This window comes from Nocardioides sp. CF8 (assembly GCF_000389985.1).
Lineage (GTDB): Bacteria > Actinomycetota > Actinomycetes > Propionibacteriales > Nocardioidaceae > Nocardioides > Nocardioides allogilvus.
The window spans coordinates 1,600,413-1,605,217 of record NZ_CM001852.1 but is presented as its reverse complement, the minus strand read 5'-3'; the positions used below and the strand labels follow the sequence as shown (position 1 = coordinate 1,605,217).

The 4,805-nt window shown below is 71.7% G+C and carries 3 protein-coding genes and 1 pseudogene; 1 reads left to right on the top strand and 3 read right to left on the bottom strand.

Translation table 11 applies throughout. From position 1 onward, the window contains the following. Positions 1 to 104 precede the first annotated feature (104 nt). Entirely contained in the window at positions 105 to 2,129 is a 2,025-nt protein-coding gene (locus CF8_RS07865; RefSeq protein ID WP_036490510.1) for a PhoX family protein, read from the top strand. Between the two features lie 54 nt (positions 2,130 to 2,183). Here CF8_RS07865 and CF8_RS07860 read toward each other — a convergent pair whose 3' ends face one another. The 3 genes and pseudogenes from CF8_RS07860 to CF8_RS23010 all read right to left on the bottom strand — a co-directional run. Beyond that, a complete protein-coding gene (locus CF8_RS07860) occupies positions 2,184 to 2,921 on the bottom strand; it encodes a hypothetical protein (RefSeq protein ID WP_036490508.1) in 738 nt (245 codons plus the stop codon). After that, entirely contained in the window at positions 2,918 to 3,568 is a 651-nt protein-coding gene (locus CF8_RS07855) for a SatD family protein (protein WP_010832597.1), read from the bottom strand. The genes CF8_RS07860 and CF8_RS07855 overlap by 4 nt, the downstream gene beginning before the upstream one ends. A gap of 61 nt (positions 3,569 to 3,629) precedes the next feature. After that, positions 3,630 to 4,805: pseudogene (locus tag CF8_RS23010) on the bottom strand (bifunctional [glutamine synthetase] adenylyltransferase/[glutamine synthetase]-adenylyl-L-tyrosine phosphorylase); the annotation flags it as partial.

The following is a 4,805-nucleotide window of genomic DNA, read 5'->3' as shown; positions in this document are numbered from 1 at the left end:
CGGGCACGGGTCGATCCTCCCATGCGCCAGCCGCCCATCTGAATCGCAACCGGTGTTCACGTCGACGTCACCTGCGCGTCGGTCGGTGCCGGTTGGGTCGCCCCATGACCCTCACTCCTCAGCGTCGTGCCCTCCCGATGGCAGATCTCGTCCACAGCAACCGCAGCCCCGTGACCTGTCACCTCAGGTGCGGCGACGCGTGCTTCCAGGAGGTCCCGAACACCACGAAGACCTCCTACTTCCGCGACGTCGCGGCCACCGCCCTCTCGCGCCGCAGCGTCCTCGGTGCCGCCGCCGTCACCACCGCCGGCGTCGCGCTGAGCAGCCAGCCGGCTGCCGCGGTGTTCCGCAGCCCGATCTCCACCGGCCAGGCCGTCACGCCGGCGGCGGGCGCCCTCGAGTTCACGCCGATCGCACCGGTGCCGAACAACATCGACACCGTCACTGTGCCCGCGGGCTACCGCTGGGACCCGATCATCCGCTGGGGTGACCCGATCTTCGACGGCGCACCGGTCTTCGACGCCGCCAACCAGACCGCGGCGGCCCAGGCCCTGCAGTTCGGCTACAACTGCGACTACGTCGACGTCATCGTGACCGACCGCAAGGGCACCCGCGCGCTGCTGGTCGCCAACCACGAGTACACCAACGAGAACATCATGTTCCCGCCGGACATGGACTCCGACGAGCTGATCCGCACCGCCTGGGCGGCCCACGGCCTCAGCGTCGTCGAGCTGCGCCGCAGGTCAGCCGGCTCGACCTGGACCTACGTCCCCAACGGCGCTCGCAACCGCCGGATCACCCTCGACACCGCGTTCACCGTCGACGGGCCGGCCGCCGGCTCGGACCTGCTCAAGACCGCCGCCGACCCGTCGGGCACCCGCGTGCTGGGCACCCTGAACAACTGCGCCGGCGGCACCACCCCGTGGGGCACCGTCCTGTCCGGCGAGGAGAACTTCAACCAGTACTTCCGCGCCGCGGGCACCAGCGCCCAGGAGAAGCGCTACGGGCTGTCGGCCACCGGCGACTCGCGCAACTGGCGTGGGCTGGACACCCGCTTCGATGCGGTCGCCAACCCCAACGAGCCCCACCGCTTCGGCTGGATCGTCGAGGTCGACCCGGAGGACCCGAAGTCCACCCCCGTCAAGCACACCGCGATGGGCCGCTTCAAGCACGAGGGCGCCAACGTCATCGTCAACGGTGACGGCAAGGTCGTGGCCTACATGGGCGACGACGAGCGCTTCGACTACGTCTACCGCTTCGTCTCCCGCGACACCTTCCGCCCGGGCGGCAGGGCCAGTGACCGCAAGCACAACCTCACGCTGCTCTCCCACGGCGACCTGTCCGTGGCCCGCTTCATCGGCGACGGCCTCGAGGACGGCGTCAGCGACGGCACCGGCGAGTGGCTCCCGCTGACGGTCGACGGCCAGTCCGTCGTCCCCGGCTTCACCACCGAGCAGGTGCTGGTCTTCACCCGCCTCGCCGCGGACGTTGTGCAGCCCACCAAGATGGACCGCCCCGAGGACGTCGAGCCCAACTACGTCAACGGCTTCATCTACGTCGCGTGCACCAACAACACCGACCGCGGCAAGGTCGGCAAGGAGGGCGCGACCGAGCCCAACCCGCGCAACGCCAACAAGAACGGCCACGTGGTGGAGATGCAGCCGACCGGCGGCGACCACACGGCGTCGACGTTCGCCTGGAACCTCATCCTCATCTGCGGCGACGCCGCCACCGCCGGCACCTACTTCGGCGGCTGGACCGGGCCCGTCTCGCCGATCTCGTGTCCCGACAACGTGGCCTTCGACTCGGTGGGCAACCTGTGGGTCTCCACGGACGGCCAGCCCGGCTCGATCGGCCTCAACGACGGCCTGTTCAAGGTGCCGGTCGCCGGCCCCGAGCGCGGACGCGTGCAGCAGTTCCTGGCGGTCCCGATCGACGCCGAGACCTGTGGCCCGCTCATCCACGACAAGGACGGCTCGGTCTTCGTCGCCGTCCAGCACCCCGGCGAGGACGGCACGTGGGCGGCGCAGAGCTCGCGCTTCCCCGACTACGTGCCGTCGACCGGCACCGCTGGCCCCGGCCAGTTCGCCGGCCCCCGCCCGAGCGTCGTCCAGGTGACGCGCGGCTGATCGGCTCTCATCCTCGACGAGGCTCCGGACACGCTCCGGGGCCTCGTCGGCACTTCACTGGCGCAGCAGCACCAGCGAGCTCAGCGCGACCAGCCAGGAGACGAAGCTGCCGACGAGGAAGTATTCCGTCAGCAGGTGGATCCGCTCCTGGTCACGCTTCGACGACAGCTCGGGGAAGCGCAGCAGCCCCTTGGCCGCCACCACGATGCTGGCGGCTGTCACCTGACCGGCGAGCGCCAGACCGAGGATGAAGACCCGCTCCATCGGCCCGAGCAGCCGGCCACCCTTGAGCTGCATCTCCGGATCGTCGACCTGGCCGTGCCGGGCCGGGTTGACGGTGCCGGTCGCCGCCAGCACGAGCCGCACCACGACGTTTCCGGTGCTGAGCTGTACGGCGAACGCGCCGGCCAGCAACAACGCGCGGTCGGCCTCCATGCCCTGCAGCGCGGGCAGTGGCGTCGAGCGCAGCCAGTCGCCCACCAGCCCGTCGGCCTCGCCCGCCAGGCCGCCCAGCCCGATGGCCAGCAGCACCGACACCGCGAGCACCGCGAGCGGCACCGCTGCGGGCAGCCGGCCCGCGAAGCCGCTCGTCACGGTCTGGCCCCATGCGACGACCACCACCGCGATGACCACCAGGGCCGCGACGTCGCGCGCCTGCGTCAGTCCGGCCGCCAGCCCGACCAGCACCGCGCCGATGGCACCCACGCACTGCGGGACGACCCGCACTGGCCGAACCGAGTGGGCCAGGTCGGCCATCGCCAGACCCAGCAGCAACACAGCGAGCCAGCTCACGACAGTCCTCCCATCAGCTCGTGCGCAGCCAGGATCGTCCCCAGCCCGTCGGCGCGCACCCGCTGGGAGACCGCCGAGGGACTGATGCCCAGCTCGTCGGCCAGGTCACGCTGCGTCTGTCCGGCCAGCAGACCACGCAGCACCGACAACGACCGCTCCGACAGCGCGGTGACCAGCTCGTCGCGCAGCAGCAGGCTGGCGTTGACGAGCGGCTCGTCCGAGGCAGGGCCCGGGCCTGGCCCCTGGGACGAGAGGTCGGCGACGTAGGCCGTGCGCAGCGTGCGGGTCGCGGCCTTGCCCTCGGCCTCCTGCACCCGCTCGATCGCGGCGCGCGCCGCCCACCAGCCTGGCCCGTCCTCGACCCGGGGCGAGGTGCCGAGCACCTGGACCTCGCCGCGGCCGATCCCGTGGCGGATGTCGCCCTCCGGGAGCAGGGCCAGCCGCACGGCCAGGGAGGCGGTCAGGGCGTCGCCGAGGCTGGCGAACACGCCTTGGTACTCGTCGCCGACGGTGATCCGCATCGGGGTGGGCGGGGACAGCTGCTCGTTGACCTCGTCGAGGGCGCGCTCGAAGCGGGCGTGCAGTGCACGCCGGTCGCCGGAGACCCGCGACCCGATCAGGTCGCCGATCACGGTGGTTGCTGTCATGCCTTCACCTCACGAGAAAGAAGAATAACACTTCATTCATTCTCCAATGAAGTTGTGCCCTTCACTCCTGCCAGAAGATCTTCTCCACCACCGCGTGCGCACGCCGGGTGGTGCGGAGGTAGTCGTTGACCATCCGGTCCGAGTCGCCCGCGACGTGGCCCAGCACCTGGGCCACGGCCGCCCGCTCGGTCGCGTCGCGCGGCACCTGGTCCGACGGCTTGCCGCGCACCAGCGTGACCGCGTTGCGCATCCGGCTCACCAGCCGCCAGGCCTCGGTCAGGATCTCGGCGTCCTCCGCCTCGATCAGCCCCGCGCCCACCGCCGCGTCGAGCGCCGCGAGCGTCTGGGTCGTGCGCAGCTCCGGCACCGCACCCGCGTGCCGCATCTGCAGCAGCTGGACGGTCCACTCGACGTCGGCCAGCCCGCCGCGACCGAGCTTGAGGTGGGTGTTGGGGTCGGCCCCGCGAGGCAGCCGCTCGGCCTCCACCCGCGCCTTGATCCGCCGCACCTCGACGATGTCGTCCGGCGCGATCCCGTCTGCGGGGAAACGCAGCGGATCGATGAGCGCCGTGAAGCGCTCGCGCAGCTCCGGATCGCCGACGACAGGCTCGGCGCGCAGCAGCGCCTGGAACTCCCACACGTGCGACCACTTGGCATAGTAGGCCTCGAAGGAGGCCAGCGTGCGCACCATCGGACCCTGCTTGCCCTCGGGCCTCAGGTCGGCGTCCACCACGAGCGGCGGATCGGTGGCGGGCAGCGACAGCAGTCGCCGCAGCTCCCCCACGACGGCCTGGGCGTACGCCGCCGCGACCTGTGGCTGCGCACCGTCGGTCGGCTCGTGCACGAACATGACGTCGGCGTCACTGCCGTAGGACAGCTCGAACCCGCCGTACCTCCCCATCGCGATGATCGCGATCCGGCTGGGCGCGGTGTCGAGCCCGCGCGTCACGCGCACCGCGTCCATCGCCACCGCCAGCGTCGCCTCCAAGGTCGCGTCGGTGAGCCGCGACAGGCCCGCGCCGACCAGCGCCACGTCGGTCTCGCCCACGAGGTCGCCGCAGGCGATGCGCAGGAGCTCGCGGCGGCGTACGGCCCGGATCGCCCGCACCGCCTCCTCGGGGTCGCCCTGGCGGGACGCGACGGACCGCATCTCGGTGGTGAGCGCCTCGGCCGACAGCGGGGTGAGGTCGTTGCCCAGCATCCGCACGCCCTGCGGCTCGCGCTCGAGCAGGTCGGT